Below are 19,558 nucleotides of genomic sequence, written 5' to 3' on the forward strand. Positions count from 1 at the left end.
CGAAGGATCATCCATGCCCCGCCCTGCCCTCGCACGCCCCCTCGCCGCCTCCGGAGCCGTCCTGTCGGCGCTCGCGCTGACCGCGTGCGTCCCCAACGCCTCCGCCGATGACGAGGCGATCGCGGTCGAGTCCACCGCCGACGACTGCAAGGTCGCGTCGACCGAGGTGCCCTCCGGCACCGTCGTCTTCGACGTCACCAACAGCGGCGACGACGTCACGGAGTTCTACCTGCTCGCCTCGGACGGCCTGCGCATCATCTCCGAGGTCGAGAACGTCGGCCCCGGCATCACCCGCCAGCTGGTGGTGCAGGTGCCCGCAGGCGACTACATCACGCAGTGCAAGCCCGGCATGACCGGCGACGGCATCCAGGCCGCGTTCACCGTGACCGACTCGGGCGAGGACATCTTCTCGGGCGACAACGCCGAGCGCCTCGCCGCGGCAGGCGACCAGTACCTGCTCTACGTGCGCGACCAGATCCAGACCCTCGAGGACAAGACCGAGGCCTTCCTCGCGGCGTACACCGCCGGCGACGACGACGAGGCGCGTGCCCTGTACGCCGACGCCCGCGTCCACTGGGAGCGCATCGAGCCCGTCGCGGAGTCCTTCGGCGACCTCGACCCGATGATGGATGCGCGCGAGGCCGACCTCGCGGAGGGCGAGTCGTGGACCGGCTGGCACCGCATCGAGAAGAACCTGTGGCCGCCGGCCGAGGGCTACGACCTTACCGACGCAGAGAAGCAGGAGCTCGCCGACAAGCTGGCGGCGGACACCGCCGAGCTCGCCGCGCGCGTGAACGCCGAGGACTTCGCGATCGACGCGTTCCAGGTGGGCAACGGCGCCAAGGAGCTCCTCGACGAGGTCGCCGCCGGCAAGATCACCGGCGAGGAGGAGATCTGGTCGCACACCGACCTGTGGGACTTCCAGGCCAACGTCGACGGCGCCTCCGTCGCCTACGGCGTGCTGCACGACATCGTCGCCGAGACCGACGCGGACCTGGTCGAGGAGCTCGACTCCCGGTTCGCCGAGCTGGACGACCTGCTCGCGCAGTACGGCAGCATCGAGGACGGCTTCGCGCTCTACACCGAGCTGACCGAGGAGCAGATCGTGGAGCTCGCACGCGCCGTCGACGCGCTCGGCGAGCCGCTGTCGCGCCTCACCGCTGCGGCCGTCGCCTAAGGTTCACCGCATGACGCAGGACCGCACGGACGTACCGTCCGCCCAGGACGCCCCCGCCCCCTCTCCCGAGGAGGGCGGGGGCGCTCCCGCGTCCCAGGCATCGTCGACGGACGATGCGCAGGCGCGGTCGGGATTGTCGCGTCGCGCCGCGCTGGGAGCGGCAGGAGCGGTGGCGGGTGCCGCCGCGCTCACGGCCGGCGGCTTCGCCGCGGGCCGCGCCACCGCATCGTCCCTGCAGACCCACGCCTACGACTTCTACGGTGCGCACCAGAGCGGCATCGTCACGCCGCAGCAGGACCGCCTGCACTTCGCGGCCTTCGACATCACCACGGACTCGCGCGCCCGCGTGATCTCGCTCCTGCGACGGTGGTCGGAGGCGGCCGCGCGGCTCATGACCGGCTCGGAGCTCGGCTCGGGCGCCGCGGGTGGCGCGTACGCCGCTCCCCCGGACGACACTGGCGAGGCCCTGGGCCTGCCGGCGTCCGGCCTCACCATCACCTTCGGATTCGGCCCCGGGCTGTTCGACGAGCGCTTCGGGCTCGCGTCGAAGCGCCCTGACCAGCTGATCGACCTGCCCAAGTTCTCCGGGGACACGCTCGACGAGCAGTTCGTGGGCGGCGACCTGTGCATCCAGGCGTGCGCCGACGATCCCCAGGTGGCCGTCCACGCGATCCGCAACCTGTCCCGCCTCGCGTTCGGCGACGCGGCGATCCGGTGGGCGCAGCTGGGCTTCGGGCGCACCTCCTCCACCACGCGCGCGCAGGACACGCCGCGCAACTTCATGGGCTTCAAGGACGGCACCGCGAACCTCCGCGCCGAGGACACCGACCTGGTGGACCGATGGGTGTGGGCCGACGCCGCCGACGGCCAGTCCTGGATGGCAGGCGGCTCGTACCTGGTCGCGCGACGCATCCGCATCCTCGCCGAGATCTGGGACCGCACGTCGCTCCAGGAGCAGGAGGCGACCGTGGGCCGCACCAAGGGCTCCGGCGCGCCGCTCTCCGGCGGCTCGGAGTTCACCGAGCCCGACTTCACGGTCACGGGCCGCGACGATGTGCCGCTGATCCGCCCCGACTCGCACGTCGCGCTCGCGCACCCGTCGGCCAACGGCGGCGCCATGATGCTTCGTCGCGGCTACAACTTCACCGATGGCGCGGACGCGCTCGGCCGCCTCGACGCGGGGCTGTTCTTCCTCGCGTACGTGCGCGACCCGCGCGAGCAGTTCGTGCCCATCCAGAACGCGCTGTCGAGCCACGACGTCATGACCGTCGAGTACCTCCGCACCACGGGCTCCGCACTGTTCGCGGTGCCGCCGGGCCTCCCCGCGGGGTCCGTGCTCGGATCCGAGGGCGCGTACGTGGGCCAGGAGCTCTTCGCCTAGCTCCCTCCCGGACAGTCGCAACGGATCGAGTCCCGGGTCGGCGGCGTGTCGCGGCGCGACGGGTGCCCTCCGTCGGCGTGGCGTGCCGAGATCCGTTGGCAGTGTCGGGCGTTGTCCACAGGTTCCACGGCCCCCGTTGAGCCCCTCCACCACCCCGGGTTAGCGTCGCCGCAACGGATCATCCAGGGGGGATCATGCGGCTTCTACCTCGTCTTTCGGGCGCCTTGATGGCACTCGTGGCGCTCGCGGCAGGAGGCGGCGAGCTTTCTCCGGCGGCCGCCGCCGATGGCCACGGGCGCGATCCAGCGGCGCATGCGCCCGCTTCACGCGACCGGTTCGCCGGCATGTCCGGGGAGGCGATCGTCGAGCAGGGCCTCGCCGACGAGGGCTTCGACACGGAGGCGGTCCACATCGGTCTCGACGGCATCGAGGTCGTCGCCGCGTCCGAGGACCACGGCGACTTCACGATGCGGCTCGACCTGGCACCCGGGTCGAGCAGCGGGACGCTCACGGTGTCCGACACCGGCGACGGAGGCATCCGCGCCGTCGACATCTACGAGGTCGAGATCGAGGAGTCGACCGAGGACCGTGCCGTGTTCGACCTCACCGACCTCGGGACGGGCGAGGCGCTCCACTACGACTCGGCCGCCGCGAGCCCGTCGATCGCGTTCGCGATCCCGATCGCGTTCGCGGCGATCTCGCTCGGCACGGCCCTCTACTACCTCGCTGTCGGCGCGGCGATCGTCATCTCGGGCGTGCTGGCGCTCGAGACGGCCAAGGCGGTGGCGAAGATCCTCGAGGAGAACGCACAGCGGTCGAGCGCGCAGCGTCGCTACTACTACCCAGCCGTGCGCAGGAACGGCAAGGTGTACATCAGCGGGAGGGGCCTCACGACCTCGCAGGCGCTCGCACGGGGACGGAAGGGCTGGGACGTATGGGCGACGTCGCGGGGCTTCGCGAGGAGCCTGGCGAAGAAGCTGAATCCGTCGAACCTCCCGGAGTGGCACCGCGCTCACCACGACGGGTATCTGCGCCACTATCATCCGTACGGCCACCGCCCGAACATGCACGCGTTCTACGGCTTGCCCGCCTAGCGCGAAGCAGGGGCACCTCATGATCAGGGAGAGCCATGACTGAGAACACCATCGGTGCGGCGGCAGCGGAGCACCGGGCGCTGCACGGCATCGCCTATGCACCGACAGTGGCCGAGGCCTCGGCGCTGCTCGAGTCCCGAGGTGCCGCGCCTTTCGACTTCGCGAAGCACACGGGACGCCTGCGCGACGAGTGGGTCGATCCCGCACTCATCGCAACCGTCTACTCGTTCGCCGACCCCGACATGCTCCGTTCCTACGCCTCGGAGGAAGAGCTCGAGGATGCCCTCGAGAGCACCCAGTTCCCCTACGACCCTCTCGAGTACGGGCCCGACATGGTCGAGGACACCGTGCTCGCGCACGAGCTCGAGTGCCTCGAGCGCATCGTCGTCGCCCTGGAGCACAAGCCCGACGACCCCGACGCCGTCGGAGGCTTCCGCGTCTGGGGTTGCGGCCAGTGGCTTCGCGAGCTGCTGTGGGCAGCCACGGGCGTGGTGCCGCGGGAGCCTGGATCCCCCACGCCGACGGGGACCCTCTACGAGCGCGCGTTCCAGGAGCTCGGCTTCGAGTCGTTCGAGGCGCGCCCCCTCGACTGGCCATGACCGCGGCGCGCCGCGCAAGCGTCGCCGGTGCCCTGGCGGGAACGGCGACGCTCCTGACCTCCTGCGCGTCCGCCCCGCAGGGCCCAACCTTGGTCGGCCTCGTCGACACCGGGGTGAACGTCGACGCCCCGCAGCTCGCCGGCTACGCGATCGACCAGGAGGTAGCCCACGCGTCCGGCGAGCACGGCACGCTCGTGCTCTCGGTGCTCCTCGGCGTCGCGGAGGACCGTACGGCGCTGCCTCCTCAGGACGTGGAGGTGGTCAGCATCGATGTCGGTCGGGAGGCGACCGCCGACGACCTCGCGGCAGGCATCGAGTCCGCGCTTGATGCGGACGTCGATGTGGTCTCCATCAGCATGGGATGCCGCCGCGGGAGCGCGGCGCTCGAGGCCGCGGTCGAGAGGGCCGATGCGCTCGGCACACCCATCGTCGCGGCGGCCGGGAACGTGCGCTTCCTGGCCCCCGACTACCCCGCACGCTACGCGTCGGTCATCGGTATCGGCGCCGTCGATGCCGACGGACAGCCGTGGAGCGAGTCGGCGTCCGAGGGTGTCGACGCTACGGCGCTCGGCGTCGACGTGCACGCGATGGATGCGCATGGCGAGCCGCGCACCGTGTCCGGCACCTCGTTCGCGACGGCCCTCGCGACCCACGCCCTGGTCCTCGACCTGACCTAGCCACGCGCCCTGCGAGGTGCTCAGCGCCCGGATCGACCGTTATCGAGCACTGGGCACCTCGCAGGGTGCACGTCGCCGGCTCCCAGCCGCAGCACGGCCATGTCACATCGAGTACTTGATCTGTTACAGTACTTGATGTGACCCAGACAGATGCGTTCGCGGCCGACCTCCTGCGCGGCAACACCGAGACCATCGTGCTCGGCGTGCTGCGCCGCGGCGACAGCTACGGCTTCGAGATCCATAAGGCCATCCGCGACGCCACGGGTGGGGACCACGAGATCAAGGAGGCGACGCTCTACGCCGCCTACCGCCGTCTCGAGAAGGACGGCCTGGTCGAGTCGTACTGGGGCGACGAGTCCCAGGGCGGCCGCCGCAAGTACTACCGCATCACCGATGCCGGGCGCGCCGTGTACCGCGGTCGCGTCGACGCGTGGATCGCCACGCGCCGCATCATCGACACCCTCCTCGACGTCAAGGACCAGCCATGAACACCGACATCCACCGTCTGCTCGACGAGGCCTTCGCGGACGTCGCGATGACCTCCGACGCGCGCGACCTGAAGGAGGAGATCCGCGCCAACCTCATGGCTCGGACCGTGGAGCTCGAGTCCACCGGGCTCGCGCCTTCCGCCGCGGCCCGCCGCGCGATCGAGGAGCTCGGCCCGCTCGAGGAGCTGCTCGGCACGTCTCCCGCGGCGCCCTCCCCGGAGCCCATGGCGGCGCAGCACGCGCGCCACAAGGTGCGGCCTCGCCCGGGCTTCGTGGTCCGGACCACGCTGCTGTCGGTCGTCGCAAGCGCTGCCGCGGTGCTCGCGATCGCGGCGGCGGCGGGCGGGATCGACGGCGGCGCAGGTGCGGTGATCAGCCTCGGCCTGATCTCCGCCGTGGCCCTGGGCATCGTCACCGGGGACGCGCTCGCGCAGGAGACTACCGTCAACCACCCGATGCCGCGAGCGCGGGCGACCGGCTGGGGCGTCGCGACGTTCGCTGCGATCGCGGCGGTCGCCGCGGGCGGCGCCTTCGCCCTCGACACCGGCCTCGTCGCTTCGGCCATCGCCGGCGGTGTGCTCGCCCTGGCATCGATCGGGCTGTTCGCGTGGCTCGGCGCGACGCAGACGAACCGTGGCAAGGCATGGGTCCGCGCCGCGGCGCCCGCGGGCGAGGACCACGGCTTCGCCGACGACAACGCGGCGGCCAGGTTCGGCCTCTACACCGCGGTGCTCTGGACCGTCGGCATCGCCGTGGCGATCGCGCTGGCCGTCGCCGTCGCGTGGTGGTGGTGCCTCGTCATCCTTGCCGCGTGCGTCGCGGTCATGATGCTCATGATCGCGCGGATGCTGTTCGCGCGCGGCGCCGACGAGTAGCCGCCGCGCTACGCCTCGCCCTCGATGCGATGCAGGCGCCGCGCCGCCTCCGAGATGGTGCCGGACAGCGAGGGGTAGACGGTGAAGGCAGCCGCGACATCGTCGACCGTGAGGTGCTGGGCGACCGCGAGCGACAACGGGTAGATGTGCTCGCTCGCGCGCGGCCCGACCACCACCGCGCCGAAGACCTGCCCGGTGACGGTGTGGCCGAAGATCTTCACGAAACCCTCGTCGATCCCGAGCATCTTCGCGCGAGGGTTGCCCGCGAGGTCCAGGCGCGAGACCTCGTAGAACAGGCCGCGCTCCTCGAGCTCGGCCTCGGACGCCCCCACGGAGGCGATCTCGGGCACGGTGAACACGTTGGACGCGACCGTCCGCAGGTCGATGGGCGTCACCGCATCGCCGAGCGCGTGCGCCATCGCGATGCGGCCCTGCGTCGCCGCGACGCTCGCGAGCGGCAGCACGCCCGTGCAGTCGCCCGCCGCGTACACGCCGCGCGCGGTGGTGCGCGAGACCCGATCCACGCGGATCAGCCCGCGCTCGTCGAGCTCGACCCCCGCCTCCTCGAGGCCCATCCCCGCGGTGTTCGGGACGGAGCCGACCGCCATGAGCGCGTGGCTGCCCTCGAGCACCCGGCCGTCCTCGAGCGTGACCCGGACCCCCGCATCGTCCCGCGACACGGCGGCGGCACGGCCGCCGACCAGGGCCATGCCGCGCTCGCGGAACACCTCGGTGAGATGGGCGGAGGCGTCCGGGTCCTCGCGCGAGAGCACCCGGTCGCCCGACGCGACCAGCGTGACACGGCTGCCGAGCAGGTTGTAGGCGCCCGCGAACTCCGCGCCGGTGACGCCGGAGCCCACCACGATGAGGTGCTCGGGAAGCTCGGTGAGGTCGTAGAGCTGCGTCCAGGTGAGGATCCGCTCTCCGTCGGGCTCGCACCCGGGGACGATGCGCGGGCGGGCTCCCACGGCGAGCAGGACGGCGTCGGCCTCGAGGACCGACCCCCCGACCGCGACGCGGTGCGGCCCATCGAGCCGGGCCTCGCCCTCGATGACACGCACACCGCTCGCCTCGAGCCGCGCCGCGATGTCGCCCGACTGCTTGCGCACCAGGCCCTTGATGCGCGAGTTGACCTGAGCCATGTCGACCGTGAGCGACGAGGCGAGGTCCGCGCCGTCGCTGCGGCGGATCCCCAGCTCCGGCGCGCGATGCGCGATGGTCAGCCACTCCGCTGTGGCGATGACGGTCTTGGACGGGACGACGTCGGTGAGGACGGCGTTGCCGCCGAGGCCCTGACGCTCCACGAGCGTCACATCAGCCCCGGCCTTGGCGGCCACCAGGGCCGCCTCGTAGCCGCCCGGACCGCCGCCGACGATGACGACGCGTGAGGACATGTCCCCATCTAACCGCACGGCGGACGATGCGCCGCGATCCGCATCGTTCCCGGTCCGGCCCTCGTCGAGGGCGCTGCGCGACTAGGCTCGACGCATGACTTCTGCCACCGAGCTCGCCGCCGAGGCGGCCGCCATCCTCGCCACCGCCACCGGCGTCGAGAAGCACGACATCGCCCTGGTCCTGGGCTCCGGATGGGGCGGCGCCGCCGACCTCATCGGCGAGGAGGTGGCGCGCGTCGACGCCACCGACATCCCTGGCTTCGACGCCCACGTGGTGCCGGGCCACCACCCCGTCTTCCGCTCGCTTGTCGCTCCCACGGGCAAGCACGTCCTGGTGCTCGGCGCGCGCCAGCACTACTACCAGGTGCGCGACGCCGCGAAGGTCGCGCACGCGATCCGCATGGCGGCGGCAGCGGGCTGCACGCAGCTGGTGCTGACCAACGGCTGCGGCTCGACGCGACCCGAGGTGGGCCCGGGCTCCGTGGTGGTTCTCGAGGACCACATCAACCTCACGGGACAGACCCCGCTCGAGGGCGCGACGTTCGTCGACATGAGCCAGGTGTACTCCCCCCGCCTGCGGGATCTCGCGCGCAGCATCGACCCCGAGCTGCCCGACGGCATCTACGCCCAGTTCACCGGCCCGCAGTACGAGACGCCTGCCGAGGTCCGCATGGCCGCGATCCTGGGCGCGAACCTGGTGGGCATGTCGACCGTGCTCGAGGCGATCGCGGCCCGCGAGGCGGGCCTCGAGATGCTGGGCCTGTCGCTCGTCACCAACCTCGCGGCGGGCATCGGCGGCGACACGCTCGACCACCAGGAGGTGCTCGACGCGGGCGCCGCAGCCGGGCCGCGCATCTCCGCGCTGCTCGCCTCGATCGTCAGGGAGATGTGATGGAGGATCTGCTCGCCAAGGCCGAGGCGTGGATCGAGGACGACCCTGACGCCATCACCCGCGAGGAGCTCGCCGGCGTGCTCGAGGCCGCGGTCGGCGGCGACGCCGCGGCCGTCGCGGACCTCGAGGACCGTTTCCGGGGCTTCCTCGAGTTCGGCACCGCCGGACTGCGCGGACGCATCGGCGCCGGCCCCCACCGCATGAACCGGGCGGTGGTGATCCGCGCCGCCGCCGGGCTCGCGCGCTACATGACCGATGCGCTCGCGGAGCTCGGCGTCGATGGACCCGGTCGCGTGGTCATCGGCTACGACGCGCGCCACGGCAGCCACGACTTCGCGCTCGACACCGCGGCGGTCATGACCGCCGCGGGCCATGAGGCACTGCTGCTGCCCCGCACGCTCCCCACGCCGGTGCTCGCGTTCGCGACGCGGCTGCTGGATGCCGACGCGGGCGTCATGGTGACCGCCTCGCACAACCCGCCGCAGGACAACGGGTACAAGGTCTACCTGGGTGGACGCATCGTCACCGACGAGGGCCAGGGCGCGCAGATCGTCCCGCCCTACGACGCGGAGATCGCCGCCCGGATCGCGGCCGTCCCCTCCGTCGAATCGGTGCCCCGTGCCGCCGAGGGCTGGCAGCTGCTGGGCGAGGGCGTGGTCGACGACTACGTCTCCCGGGTGGTCGGGCTCGTCGAGCCGGCCGAGGCGGCCACGGAGCGCCGCGCGGCGACGCGCATCGTCCTCACCCCGCTGCACGGCGTGGGCGGCGACACCATGGAGCGTGTGCTGCGGGCCGCCGGCTTCGAGCACGTCGACACGGTGCTCGAGCAGGCGCAGCCCGACCCCGACTTCCCCACCGTCGACTTCCCCAACCCGGAGGAGAAGGGCGCGATCGACCTCGCCCTCGCCCTCGCGGAGAAGGTCGACGCCACCCTGGTGATCGCGAACGACCCCGATGCCGACCGCTGCGCGGTCGCGACGAGGATCGACGGCCAGTGGACGATGCTCCACGGCGACGTGGTCGGGTCGCTGCTGGGCGAGCGGGTCGCATCCCAGACCCCCACGGGCTCGCACGTGCTCGCGAACTCGATCGTCTCCTCCCAGCAGCTCGGGGCCATCGCCGCGGCGCATGGGCTGGCCCATACGAACACGCTCACCGGCTTCAAGTGGATCGGCCGGACCCCGCGCATGGTCTTCGGCTACGAGGAGGCGCTGGGCTACTGCGTCGCTCCCGACCTGGTGCGGGACAAGGACGGCATCTCCGCGGCGCTGCTCATGGCCGACTTCGTGGCGGACCTCCTCGCCGAGGGGCGCACGTTGGCCGACGCGATCGACGACCTCGCACGGCGCTACGGCGTGTACCTGACGTCGCAGGTCTCGGCACGCTACGCGGACCTCGCGGAGATCCCCGCGACCATGGCGCGGCTCATGGGCGCTCCGCCCGCGACGCTCGCGGGCTCCCCCGTGATCGCGACCGACGACATGTCGACGGGCTTCCGCGGCCTGCGGGGGACCACGGGCCTGCACCTTGCGGCGGAGTCGGGCGCGCGCGTGATCGTGCGGCCCTCCGGCACCGAGCCGAAGGTCAAGGCGTACCTCGAGGTGGTCGTGCCGGTGTCCGGCGACGACGTGGCGGCAGCCAAGGCCGACGCCGCGGCGACCATGGACGCGCTCCGTGCGGATGTGACGGCGGCGCTAGGGATCTGAGAGCCCCGCCCCCGCCCCCGCCCCCGCCCCCGCGGAAGTGGAAGTGGAAGTGGAAGTGGAAGTGGTAGACCTTGGTCGGTTCTTACAGGTCGCAGCATCACAGTGGTGACTGAGTGTCGCGTCGCACGCAGGCGCGGCGCCGCCGAGCCGGCTGGTGGATCACCAGCCGGCTGAGCGACAACAGTCGACCACTGCGGAGCAGCGATCTGCTGAACCCGACACTCACCTACCACTTCGGGAGGTCAGGGGGAGGGGGTGAAGCCGCTCAGTACGAGCCGGCGGCCTCGCCGCCGTCGAGCACGGCGGCCGTGCCGGACAGGCCCAGACGGGTGGCGCCGGCCTCGATCATGGCGACCGCGTCGTCCCACGTGCGGATGCCGCCCGAGGCCTTGATCCCGAGGCGGCCCCCGACCGTCTCCGCCATGAGCGTCACGGCGTGCACGGAGGCGCCGCCCGCGGGGTGGAAGCCGGTCGAGGTCTTCACGAAGTCGGCACCCGCCGCCTCGGATGCGAGGCACGCACCCACGATCGCCTCATCGGTCAGCGCCGCCGACTCGATGATCACCTTGAGGATCTTGCCCGCGGGCACCGCGGCGCGCACGGCCGCGATGTCGTCCTCCACGGCGGCGAAGTCGCCCGCGAGCGCGGCGGCGACGTCGATCACCATGTCGACCTCGTCGGCGCCCTGCTCGATGCTGAGCGCCGCCTCGGCAGCCTTGATGGCGGAGTGGTGCTTGCCCGAAGGGAAGCCGCACACCGTGGCGACGGCGAGCCCGTCGGGGGTGGCCACGGGCAGCATCGACGGCGAGACGCACACCGAGAAGACCCCGAGCGAGGCCCCCTCCGCGATGAGCGCCTCGACGTCCGCCTGGGTGGACTCGGGCTTGAGAAGCGTGTGGTCGACGTACTGGGCCAGCTCGGCACGGGTGAGAGTCATGGGACCAGCCTAGGCCGCGCGCGGGTTTGCCACCCGCCCGGGCATGTGCGACCCTCGGGCACAGCGCCCTGCGAAGGGGAGCCCGGACGAGGTGACGTACCCGGCGCCGCGACAAGACGTCTCGATGGAGAGCACGTCATGCCCTGGTTCATCCTCGTCCTGTCCGGTGTCCTCGAGGCCGTGTGGGCGACCGCGCTCGGTCGCAGCGACGGCCTCACCCGGCCGCTTCCCACGACCGTCTTCGCCCTCGCGCTGCTCGCGAGCATGGGCGGCCTGGCATCGGCGATGCGCGTGCTCCCGACCGGTACCGCCTACGCGGTGTGGGTCGGCATCGGCGCGACGCTCACGGTGGGCTACGCGATGGCGACGGGCGCGGAGCCCACCAGCCTGGTGCGGATCGGGCTCATCCTCGGGATCGTGGCGTGCGTCGTGGGCCTCAAGCTCGTGCACTGAGCACGGCCGGGCCCACGGCGCGTCACAGCTCGATGCCGTAGCCCTCGATCACGAGCTCGGCGAGGTCCGCCTTCTCGTCGTACGGCAGGAACGCGCCCCACGCGGCGGCGAGGGTCGCCTCGAACAGGTCCTCCTTGTCCCAGCCCACCTCGACGAGCGCGGCGAACTCGGAGGACATGGAGACGCCCGAGACCAGGCGGTTGTCGGTGTTCACCGTGACGGCGAAGCCGAGGTTGCGCAGCTCGTGCATGGGGTGGTCCGCGATGGACGATGCGGCGGCCGTCTGCACGTTCGAGGTCGGGCACACCTCGAGAGGGATCTGCAGGTCCAGCGCGTGCTGCGCGATGACGCCGAGCACCAGCTCCTCGCCCCCGAAGCCCTCGATGTCCTCATGGATCCGGACGCCGTGGCCGATGCGGCGCGCGGAGCCCAGGCCCAGCGCCTCGCCCACGGACTCGGCACCGTCCGCCTCTCCCGCGTGGATGGTGACGGGCATGTGGTGCTCGCGCAGCAGCGCGAACGCCTCGCGGTGGCGCGACGCAGGGAAGCCCAGCTCGGGCCCGGCGATGTCGAAGGCCACGCAGCAGCGACCGCGGTTCGCGAGCGCGAGCTCGGCGATCTCGACGGAGCGGTCGAGGTGGCGCATCGCGTCGAGGATCGCCGCGGCACGGATCGCGAAGCCCGCCTCGAGCGCCTCGGACACGCCCTCCTCGATGCCTGACTGGACGGCCTCGACGACCTCCTGGAGCGAGAGCCCGCCGGACACGTGCTGCTCGGGCGCGTAGCGCAGCTCGGCGTAGATGACCCCGTCGGCGGCGAGGTCGAGCACGGCCTCCCTGGCCACCCGGCGAAGGTTGGACGCGGACTGCATCACTGCCGTCGTGTGGGCGAAGGCCTCGAGGTAGCGCACCAGGTCGCCGGAGCCGGCGTTGTCCTTGAACAGGCGCGCGAGCTCCTCGGGGTCGGTCGAGGGCAGCTCGTGGCCGATCTCCGCGGCGAGCTCGATGAGGGTCGACGGGCGCAGGCCGCCGTCGAGGTGGTCGTGGAGCACGACCTTGGGAAGGGCGAGGATCTCGTCGGCGGTGAGGGTCATGTGCCCAGGCTAGTCATGGCGCACCCGCGCCGGCATCACGAGCGGCGGCTCACGCGCGGCGCGGCACCGGCAGCACCACCCACGAGGCGCGCGACCAGCTCCCGAGCGCCGCCTGCCTGCCGGCGCCGGGTCGCATGTCCGCGTCCGCGAGCGGCAGCACGCGCGCCGTGCCCGGCTCGTAGACCAGGAACCCGTCGCCCGTGTCGCCGACCAGCAGGACCACGTGGCGGGGGATGACCGAGTCGAGACCCAGCGACGAGTCCCCCGAGGCGTACAGCGGTACCGGGATCCCGTCCGCGAGCGCGCGACGCGCATGCGAGAGCACGGGCGCGAGCGTCTCCGGGGACGAGTCGTCGACGATCGCGCCGCGGAACCTCAGCCCCGCGAACCGGGTGTGGTCGTCCACCTTCCACGGCGGCGTGCCGAGCGAACGCGGCCACGCCACGGGGCCGATGGCCGACGTGGTGGTCTGCGCATGGAGCACGCGCTGCAGCGCGTTCCAGCGCTCGTCCAGCCCGCGCACGGGGGCGTCCTCCGCCATCACGGCGAGCACCTCCGGCGGGATGTAGTCCGCGAGGGTGCGTCCCGTGACCACCCACAACGCGACGAACGGGTCGCCCTGCATGAGCATCGCAGCCATGGTCGCCGCCCCGCACGTGGTCTGGTCGACCTGACGCGCCTCCACATGGACCCAGCGCAGGTGGCTCTGCGGCCGCATCACCGGGTTCCCGACGGCCTCGCGTGCCTCCGGGTCGAGCGTCTCCCACGCGGCGGCGAGCGCCGCGATCGCGGAGACGGGCGCCCCTGACGCCACCGCGCGGAACAGGACGGGCGCATCGTCCCCCATCTGGTCCCGCGCGACGCCGAGCGCCTTGGCATCGGCGGCCGATGCGCGGTCCACCGCGCGCTGGAAGGCGCGCACGAACAGGGGGTCGGTCGTGGCCGGCTCCTCCGCGGGACGTCGCTCCGACACCCCCACGAGGCCCGCGATGCGGGCCACGGCGGAGGTGAGCGTCCAGGCCATCAGACCGTCTTCGCTCCCACGGAGTCCAGGATGATCTCGCGCGTCGCGGAGCCGCCCGGCGTGATGTCGAGCGTGCCGGCGCCGTCGCACGCCTCGGCCAGCGCCGCGATGCCGCGCGGCATCCGGTCCTCGGTCTCGGTGTGCAGCGTCATGATGACGTCGCCCTCCTTGACCGTGTCGCCGACCACCTTGTGCAGGTAGACGCCCGCGGACACCTGGACCGGGTCCTCCTTGCGTGCACGACCGGCGCCCAGGCGCCACGCCGCGACGCCCACGCCGAGCGCGTCCATGCGCGTGATGACGCCGTCGCGGTCCGCGCGGACCTCCTCGACATGCGGGGCCTCCGGCATGACGGCATCCACATCGCCGCCCTGTGCCGCGATCATGCGCCGCCACGCGTCCATGGCCCGTCCGTCGCGGAGCGCGTCGGCCGGGTCGATGTCGGTGACGCCCGCACCCGCGAGCATCTCCCGCGCCAGCGCGACGGTGAGCTCGACTACGTCCGCGGGCCCGCCACCGGCGAGCACCTCGAGCGACTCCGTCACCTCGAGCCCGTTGCCGATGCCGCGGCCCAGCGGGGTCGACATGTCCGTGAGCAGCGCAGACGTCACCACGCCCGCGTCGGTGCCCAGGTCGACCATGGTCCGCGCGAGCTCGCGCGCCTGGTCGATGTCCTTCATGAAGGCGCCCGTGCCGACCTTGACGTCGAGCACCAGCACGCCGGTGCCCTCCGCGATCTTCTTGGACATGATGGACGATGCGATGAGCGGGATGGCCTCGACCGTCCCGGTGACGTCGCGCAGCGCGTACAGCTTCTTGTCGGCGGGCGCGAGACCCGACCCGGCCGCGCAGATCACGGCGCCCACATCCTCGAGCTGGCGCAGCATCTCCTCGTTGGAGACGTCCGCGCGCCACCCGGGGATGGACTCGAGCTTGTCGAGCGTGCCTCCCGTGTGGCCCAGGCCACGCCCGGACAGCTGGGGCACCGCGACACCGCATGCGGCGACCAGCGGCGCGAGCGGGAGCGTGATCTTGTCCCCCACGCCGCCCGTCGAGTGCTTGTCGGCCGTGGGACGCGACAGGCCTGAGAAGTCGAGCCGCTCGCCGGTCGCGATCATCGCCGCGGTCCAGCGCGCGATCTCCTCGCGCGACATGCCGCGCTGGAGGATCGCCATCGCGAGCGAGCTCATCTGCTCGTCGGCGACCACGCCGCGCGTGTAGGCGTCGACCACCCAGTCGATCTGGTCGTGGGACAGGGTGCCGCCGTCCCGCTTGACGCGGATGACGTCGACGGCGTCGTGGCGCTCGGCCATTCAGCCCTCCTCGAGGTGCTGGGGCCCGAAGGCCCACGGAAGAAGATCGTCCAGGGTCAGGGTGCGGTCGGGGCCGTCGATGAGCAGCCCCGGTCCCCCGAACTCGTACAGCAGCTGGCGGCATCGGCCGCACGGCTGCAGCGGCGCACCCGCCGCGTCGACGCACGCGAACGCCACCAGGCGGCTTCCGAGCGCGTCCGTGTGGAGCTTCGACACCAGCGCGCACTCGGCGCACAGCGTCAGGCCGTAGCTCGCGTTCTCGACGTTCGCGCCGGTGACCACCTCGCCGGTGTCCGTCAGCGCGGCGGCGCCCACCCGGTACTTGGAGTACGGCACGTACGCGCGCTCGCTCGCCTGCCTCGCGCGTGCGCGGAGCATGTCCCAGTCGACGTCCATGGTCCTACTTCTTGTACGGGATGCCCTCGGCGGCCGGCGGGCGCGCGTGCCCCACCAGGCCGGCGACGGCGAAGATGGTCGCGATGTACGGGAACATCGCCAGGAACTGCGACGGGATGGGCGAGCCGATCGCGCCGAGCTGCGCGCGCAGCGCGTCCGCGAAGCCGAAGAGCAGCGCGGCGGCAAGGGCGCCGCGCGGGCTCCACCGGCCGAGGATCATCGCGGCGAGCGCGATGTAGCCCTTGCCCGACGTCATCTCCTTGCCGAACGCCAGGCCCGAGGCGACGGTGAAGAACGCGCCGCCCAGGCCCGCGATCGCGCCGCCGAGCACCGTGTTGCGCACGCGCGTGCGGTTGACGTTGATGCCCACCGTGTCGGCGGCCTTCGGGTGCTCGCCGACGGCGCGGACGCGCAGGCCCCAGCGCGACTTGAACAGCATCACCTGCAGGACCGCGACGGTCACGTACAGGATGTAGACCAGCAGGTTCTGGTTGAACAGCACCGGGCCCAGGACGGGGATGGACGACAGCAGCGGGATGGGCAGCTTGGCCATGCCGAGCGCCTGGTTGAGGTCGCCGTTCTCCGTCATCACGGTGGAGAAGAAGAAGCTGGTGAGTCCCACGACCAGCATGTTGAGCACCACGCCCACGACGATCTGGTTGACCCAGTACTTGGTCGCGAAGATCGCGAGCAGCAGGCCCACCAGCGCACCCGCGATGGGCGCCGCGATGAGGCCCACATAGGCGTTGCCGACCATCGACGCCACCAGCGCCGCGAGGAACGCGCCGGCCAGCAGCTGACCCTCGATCGCGATGTTGATGATGCCCGAGCGCTCGCACAGGGTGCCGGCGAGGGCGCCGAAGACGAGCGGCACCGCCAGGAACAGCGAGCTGGTGAGGAGGCCCGTGATCTGGATGCTGGTGGCATCGCGCCCGGCCCCGGCCCACGTGAGCAGCGCGCCCATGATCGCCATGCCGTAGACCACCGGCAGCCAGATCCCGACCTTGCGGTGCTGGTTCGCACGGTACGCGGCCCAGCCGGCGAGACCGAGGCCCACCAGCGAGAGCAGGATCGCGGCGAGCCGCGACGGCGCGGTGTACGTGGGGAGGTGGACGAAGTCGGTGCTGCGCGCCACCACGAAGGTGGTCGAGGCGCCGGACGCCGTCCCGAGCCCGAAGATCACCAGGGACAGCAGCGCGATCACGCCCAGCGCGATCGACGGTCCGAACTTCTTGGGCGGGATCAGCACGCTCGGGGCCGGTGCGGCGGGGGCGTCGGCGACGGTCGCGGTCATGCCGCCACCTCCTTCTCGTGAGCGGGAGCGGGCAGTCGGAACATCGCACGCACCAGCGGGGGTGCGGCGATGAACAGCACGATGAGCGCCTGGATGACGACGACGATGTCCACCGGCAGGCCGGCGTTGACCTGCAGCGACGGGCCGGAGGCCTGGAGGCCGCCGAACAGGATCGCCGCGAGCACGATGCCGAGCGGTCGCGAGCGTCCGAGCAGCGCCACGGTGATGGCGTCGAAGCCGAGCGACCCGGCGACGGAGTCGGTGAGGAACTTCTGCGTGCCGAGCACCGGCGCGGAGCCGGCGAGACCGGCGAGGGCACCCGCGATCACCATGGTGATGATGGTCGCGGCGCCGATGCTCATGCCGGCCGTGCGCGCGGCGCTGGGGTTCGCGCCCACGGCACGCAGGCGGAATCCGAGCGTCGAGCGCTCCATGAGCCACCACACGCCGGCGGCGCAGAGCAGCGCGACCACGAAGCCGAGGTGGAGGTTGAACTGCACGCCCAGGATCTTGGGGTACTGCGCGGTCTCCGCGACCACCGGCGAGATCGGGTTGTCGCTGCCCTCGCGCTGGAACGCGTCGAGCGAAAGCAGCCACGCGACCAGGTAGAGCGCGACGTAGTTGAGCATGATCGTCACGATCACCTCGTGCGCGCCTCGCTTCGCCTTGAGCACGCCGGGGATGAAGCCCCACAGCGCGCCGCCGAGCGCGCATCCGAGGACCGCGAGCAGCAGGTGGAGCCCCACCGGGAGGTCCCACGCGAATCCGATGTACCCGCCCACCGTCGCGCCCATGAGGATCTGGCCCTGGGCACCGATGTTGAACAGGCCCGCCCGGAAGCCGAGCCCGAGGCCCAGTCCCGCGAAGATCAGCGGCGTCGCCATGGTGAGCGTCTGCGTGAACGGCTTGATGGTCGCCGCGAAGGACTCCGCCTCGAGGTTGAGCACCGCGCCGTTGAACATCGCGGAGTACGCCGAACCGAGCGCGTCGCCGATCGCGGAGAAGGTGTCGGACGGCCGCGAGAAGAAGTACCCCGCCGAGTCGCGCACCGCCTCATCGGCGAAGATGATGAGCACGCCGCCGATGAGCATCGACGCCACGATCGCCATGAAGACGACCATGCTGGAGCTCTCGGCGATCTCCCTCAGGACCTGCCGCGACCGGCTCTCCTGGGGCGCCTCCTCCTCGGGTGCCGCCTCGGTGGTCTGGCCCTGCTCGCTCACGCGACCTCCTCCTGGTGCGCGCCGGCCATCATGAGGCCCAGCGTGTCGCGGTCGGTCTCGGGCGGCACGATGCCGACGATCCTCCCGTGGTACATGACGGCGATCCTGTCCGCGAGCGCGACCACCTCGTCGAGCTCGGCGCTGACGATGATCACGGCGGCGCCGGCGTCGCGCTCGGCGACGATGCGCTTGTGGACGAACTCGATCGAGCCCACGTCGAGTCCGCGGGTCGGGTTCGAGGCGATGAGCAGCTTGAGCGGGCGCGACAGCTCGCGCGCGAGCACCACCTTCTGCTGGTTGCCGCCCGAGAGCGAGCCCGCGGTCTGCTCGATGGACGTCGCGCGGACGTCGAACTGCTCCACGTGCTTGCGCGCCTCATCCGCGATCACCTTCGGCTGGAGCGCGAGGCCCTTGGCGTACGGCTCCTTGTCGTGCACGTCGAGGATGAGGTTGTTCGCGATCGTCATGGTCGCGACGATGCCGTCCTCGGTGCGGTCCTCGGGGACGAAGCCGATGCCGCTGTGGAGCACGTCCTTGATGGACTTGCCCGTGATGACCTCGCCGTCGAGCACCGCCCGGCCCGCATCGGCGTTCACCACCCCGATCAGCGCCTCGGTGAGCTCGGTCTGGCCGTTGCCCTGGACGCCCGCGATCGCGAGGATCTCGCCTGCCCTGACCTCGAATGAGACGCCGTCGAGCTGGACGATCTCCGCCTCGTCGACCACCGTGAGGCCCTCGACCGTGAGCATCGTCGCGCCCGGCTCGGCGGGCGCCTTGTCGACGAGCATCGACACGGCGCGACCGACCATGAGGGAGGCGAGCTCCTCCTGAGAAGCGGTGGGCTCGGCGCTGCCGACCACCTTGCCGCGTCGGATCACCGTGATGGTGTCGGCGACGGCCTGGACCTCGCGGAGCTTGTGGGTGATGAGCACCACCGAGGTGCCGGCGGCGCTGAGGTCCTTGACGATGCCGAGCAGCTCGTCGGTCTCCTGCGGCGTGAGCACGGCGGTGGGCTCGTCGAGGATGAGGATGGAGGCGTCGCGCGAGAGCGCCTTGATGATCTCGACGCGCTGCTGGGCGCCGACCGGGAGGTCCTCGATGACCGCGTCCGGGTCGACGTTGAAGTTGAACCGGTCCGAGATCTCGCGGACCTTGGCACGGGCGGCGTCCAGGTCGAGCAGCTTCGCGGGGCCGCGCACGTCCTCGTGCCCGAGCATCACGTTCTCGGCCACGGTGAAGGGGTGCACCAGCATGAAGTGCTGGTGCACCATGCCGATGCCTGCGTTCATCGCATCGCCTGGGCCGGCGAAGACCACGGGCGCGTCATCGAGCAGCACCTCGCCCTCGTCGGCGTCGTACAACCCGAACAGCACGTTCATGAGCGTCGACTTGCCTGCGCCGTTCTCCCCGAGCAGGGCGTGAACCGTGCCCGGCTCGACGAGCAGGTCGATGCGGTCGTTCGCGGTGAAGTCTCCGAAGCGCTTGGTGATGCCGCGAAGCTCGAGTTTCACTGGGGTCCTCCCACGTCTTTGCCCGGACTTC

The 19,558-nt window shown here is 71.8% G+C and carries 19 protein-coding genes and 1 riboswitch; of the genes, 10 read left to right on the forward strand and 9 right to left on the reverse strand.

Features of this window, described 5'->3' with window-relative positions:
* Nucleotides 1-13 precede the first annotated feature (13 nt).
* The 7 genes from efeO (at nucleotide 14) to AOM00_RS04385 (ending at nucleotide 6,291) form a co-directional block, all read left to right on the forward strand.
* Complete coding sequence (gene efeO / locus AOM00_RS04355; RefSeq protein WP_062516618.1) at nucleotides 14-1,177, forward strand: iron uptake system protein EfeO; 1,164 nt, start codon at nucleotides 14-16, stop codon at nucleotides 1,175-1,177.
* Nucleotides 1,178-1,187: 10 nt separating this feature from the next.
* Complete coding sequence (efeB, locus tag AOM00_RS04360; protein ID WP_082096583.1) at nucleotides 1,188-2,558, forward strand: iron uptake transporter deferrochelatase/peroxidase subunit; 1,371 nt, start codon at nucleotides 1,188-1,190, stop codon at nucleotides 2,556-2,558.
* Between the two features lie 227 nt (nucleotides 2,559-2,785).
* Nucleotides 2,786-3,652 carry a hypothetical protein gene (locus AOM00_RS04365; protein WP_156159029.1) on the forward strand — a complete coding sequence of 289 codons (867 nt, stop codon included), beginning with the start codon at nucleotides 2,786-2,788 and terminating at the stop codon, nucleotides 3,650-3,652.
* Nucleotides 3,653-3,687: 35 nt separating this feature from the next.
* A complete protein-coding gene (locus AOM00_RS04370; protein WP_062516620.1) occupies nucleotides 3,688-4,251 on the forward strand; it encodes a hypothetical protein in 564 nt (187 codons plus the stop codon).
* An 89-nt stretch (nucleotides 4,252-4,340) separates the two neighbouring features.
* Nucleotides 4,341-4,928 carry a S8 family serine peptidase gene (locus AOM00_RS04375; protein ID WP_169746808.1) on the forward strand — a complete coding sequence of 196 codons (588 nt, stop codon included), beginning with the start codon at nucleotides 4,341-4,343 and terminating at the stop codon, nucleotides 4,926-4,928.
* A 137-nt stretch (nucleotides 4,929-5,065) separates the two neighbouring features.
* Nucleotides 5,066-5,416, forward strand: coding sequence for a PadR family transcriptional regulator (locus tag AOM00_RS04380; RefSeq protein ID WP_062516622.1), 351 nt, complete (start codon nucleotides 5,066-5,068; stop codon nucleotides 5,414-5,416).
* Complete coding sequence (locus AOM00_RS04385; RefSeq protein WP_062516623.1) at nucleotides 5,413-6,291, forward strand: permease prefix domain 1-containing protein; 879 nt, start codon at nucleotides 5,413-5,415, stop codon at nucleotides 6,289-6,291. Before AOM00_RS04380 ends, AOM00_RS04385 begins: the two co-directional genes overlap by 4 nt.
* Nucleotides 6,292-6,299: 8 nt before the next feature.
* Here the strand turns inward: AOM00_RS04385 and AOM00_RS04390 are convergent, their stop codons facing one another.
* A complete protein-coding gene (locus AOM00_RS04390) occupies nucleotides 6,300-7,685 on the reverse strand; it encodes an NAD(P)H-quinone dehydrogenase (protein WP_062516624.1) in 1,386 nt (461 codons plus the stop codon).
* Nucleotides 7,686-7,779: 94 nt separating this feature from the next.
* Here AOM00_RS04390 and AOM00_RS04395 point away from each other — a divergent pair, with 94 nt between their 5' ends.
* Together AOM00_RS04395 and AOM00_RS04400 are read left to right on the forward strand one after the other, a co-directional pair.
* Nucleotides 7,780-8,577, forward strand: coding sequence for a purine-nucleoside phosphorylase (locus AOM00_RS04395; protein WP_062516625.1), 798 nt, complete (start codon nucleotides 7,780-7,782; stop codon nucleotides 8,575-8,577).
* Nucleotides 8,577-10,283 (forward strand): phospho-sugar mutase, encoded by a 1,707-nt coding sequence (locus AOM00_RS04400; protein ID WP_062516626.1) that lies wholly within the window; start codon nucleotides 8,577-8,579, stop codon nucleotides 10,281-10,283. Before AOM00_RS04395 ends, AOM00_RS04400 begins: the two co-directional genes overlap by 1 nt.
* A gap of 265 nt (nucleotides 10,284-10,548) precedes the next feature.
* Here AOM00_RS04400 and deoC read toward each other — a convergent pair whose 3' ends face one another.
* Nucleotides 10,549-11,220 (reverse strand): deoxyribose-phosphate aldolase, encoded by a 672-nt coding sequence (gene deoC, locus AOM00_RS04405; protein ID WP_062516627.1) that lies wholly within the window; start codon nucleotides 11,218-11,220, stop codon nucleotides 10,549-10,551.
* 60 nt (nucleotides 11,221-11,280) lie between these two features.
* Nucleotides 11,281-11,346: riboswitch (guanidine-III (ykkC-III) riboswitch) on the forward strand.
* A gap of 12 nt (nucleotides 11,347-11,358) precedes the next feature.
* Here deoC and AOM00_RS04410 point away from each other — a divergent pair.
* A complete protein-coding gene (locus AOM00_RS04410; protein ID WP_062516628.1) occupies nucleotides 11,359-11,673 on the forward strand; it encodes a DMT family transporter in 315 nt (104 codons plus the stop codon).
* Nucleotides 11,674-11,695: 22 nt separating this feature from the next.
* Here AOM00_RS04410 and AOM00_RS04415 read toward each other — a convergent pair whose 3' ends face one another.
* From AOM00_RS04415 to AOM00_RS04445, 7 genes are read right to left on the reverse strand one after another with little or no spacing between them, the layout of a single operon-like run.
* The gene (locus AOM00_RS04415; RefSeq protein ID WP_062516629.1) at nucleotides 11,696-12,766 is read right to left on the reverse strand and encodes an adenosine deaminase; all 1,071 of its coding nucleotides are present in this window, start codon (nucleotides 12,764-12,766) and stop codon (nucleotides 11,696-11,698) included.
* Nucleotides 12,767-12,815: 49 nt separating this feature from the next.
* Nucleotides 12,816-13,790 (reverse strand): hypothetical protein, encoded by a 975-nt coding sequence (locus tag AOM00_RS04420; protein ID WP_062516630.1) that lies wholly within the window; start codon nucleotides 13,788-13,790, stop codon nucleotides 12,816-12,818.
* A complete protein-coding gene (locus tag AOM00_RS04425) occupies nucleotides 13,790-15,103 on the reverse strand; it encodes a thymidine phosphorylase (protein WP_062516631.1) in 1,314 nt (437 codons plus the stop codon). The genes AOM00_RS04420 and AOM00_RS04425 overlap by 1 nt, the downstream gene beginning before the upstream one ends.
* Nucleotides 15,104-15,499 (reverse strand): cytidine deaminase, encoded by a 396-nt coding sequence (locus tag AOM00_RS04430; protein ID WP_062516632.1) that lies wholly within the window; start codon nucleotides 15,497-15,499, stop codon nucleotides 15,104-15,106.
* Nucleotides 15,500-15,503: 4 nt separating this feature from the next.
* A complete protein-coding gene (locus AOM00_RS04435) occupies nucleotides 15,504-16,793 on the reverse strand; it encodes an ABC transporter permease (RefSeq protein WP_062516633.1) in 1,290 nt (429 codons plus the stop codon).
* Nucleotides 16,790-18,016: an ABC transporter permease gene (locus AOM00_RS04440; protein ID WP_062516634.1), complete on the reverse strand. Its 1,227-nt coding sequence runs from the start codon at nucleotides 18,014-18,016 to the stop codon at nucleotides 16,790-16,792. Before AOM00_RS04440 ends, AOM00_RS04435 begins: the two co-directional genes overlap by 4 nt.
* The gene (locus AOM00_RS04445) at nucleotides 18,013-19,527 is read right to left on the reverse strand and encodes an ABC transporter ATP-binding protein (RefSeq protein WP_062516635.1); all 1,515 of its coding nucleotides are present in this window, start codon (nucleotides 19,525-19,527) and stop codon (nucleotides 18,013-18,015) included. The genes AOM00_RS04440 and AOM00_RS04445 overlap by 4 nt, the downstream gene beginning before the upstream one ends.
* Between the last annotated feature and the right edge of the window lie 31 nt (nucleotides 19,528-19,558).

It is taken from the genome of Demequina gelatinilytica (assembly GCF_000971115.1).
GTDB lineage: Bacteria > Actinomycetota > Actinomycetes > Actinomycetales > Demequinaceae > Demequina > Demequina gelatinilytica.

What these genes read in the sequence shown, in the direction of transcription:
- efeO (WP_062516618.1), top strand. Translation starts at nt 14, where the DNA reads ATGCCCCGCCCTGCCCTCGCACGCCCCCTCGCCGCCTCCGGAGCCGTC.
- efeB (WP_082096583.1), top strand. Translation starts at nt 1,188, where the DNA reads ATGACGCAGGACCGCACGGACGTACCGTCCGCCCAGGACGCCCCCGCC.
- AOM00_RS04365 (WP_156159029.1), top strand. Translation starts at nt 2,786, where the DNA reads ATGGCACTCGTGGCGCTCGCGGCAGGAGGCGGCGAGCTTTCTCCGGCG.
- AOM00_RS04370 (WP_062516620.1), top strand. Translation starts at nt 3,688, where the DNA reads ATGACTGAGAACACCATCGGTGCGGCGGCAGCGGAGCACCGGGCGCTG.
- AOM00_RS04385 (WP_062516623.1), top strand. Translation starts at nt 5,413, where the DNA reads ATGAACACCGACATCCACCGTCTGCTCGACGAGGCCTTCGCGGACGTC.
- AOM00_RS04390 (WP_062516624.1), bottom strand. Translation starts at nt 7,685, where the DNA reads ATGTCCTCACGCGTCGTCATCGTCGGCGGCGGTCCGGGCGGCTACGAG.
- AOM00_RS04395 (WP_062516625.1), top strand. Translation starts at nt 7,780, where the DNA reads ATGACTTCTGCCACCGAGCTCGCCGCCGAGGCGGCCGCCATCCTCGCC.
- AOM00_RS04400 (WP_062516626.1), top strand. Translation starts at nt 8,577, where the DNA reads ATGGAGGATCTGCTCGCCAAGGCCGAGGCGTGGATCGAGGACGACCCT.
- deoC (WP_062516627.1), bottom strand. Translation starts at nt 11,220, where the DNA reads ATGACTCTCACCCGTGCCGAGCTGGCCCAGTACGTCGACCACACGCTT.
- AOM00_RS04410 (WP_062516628.1), top strand. Translation starts at nt 11,359, where the DNA reads ATGCCCTGGTTCATCCTCGTCCTGTCCGGTGTCCTCGAGGCCGTGTGG.
- AOM00_RS04415 (WP_062516629.1), bottom strand. Translation starts at nt 12,766, where the DNA reads ATGACCCTCACCGCCGACGAGATCCTCGCCCTTCCCAAGGTCGTGCTC.
- AOM00_RS04420 (WP_062516630.1), bottom strand. Translation starts at nt 13,790, where the DNA reads ATGGCCTGGACGCTCACCTCCGCCGTGGCCCGCATCGCGGGCCTCGTG.
- AOM00_RS04425 (WP_062516631.1), bottom strand. Translation starts at nt 15,103, where the DNA reads ATGGCCGAGCGCCACGACGCCGTCGACGTCATCCGCGTCAAGCGGGAC.
- AOM00_RS04430 (WP_062516632.1), bottom strand. Translation starts at nt 15,499, where the DNA reads ATGGACGTCGACTGGGACATGCTCCGCGCACGCGCGAGGCAGGCGAGC.
- AOM00_RS04435 (WP_062516633.1), bottom strand. Translation starts at nt 16,793, where the DNA reads ATGACCGCGACCGTCGCCGACGCCCCCGCCGCACCGGCCCCGAGCGTG.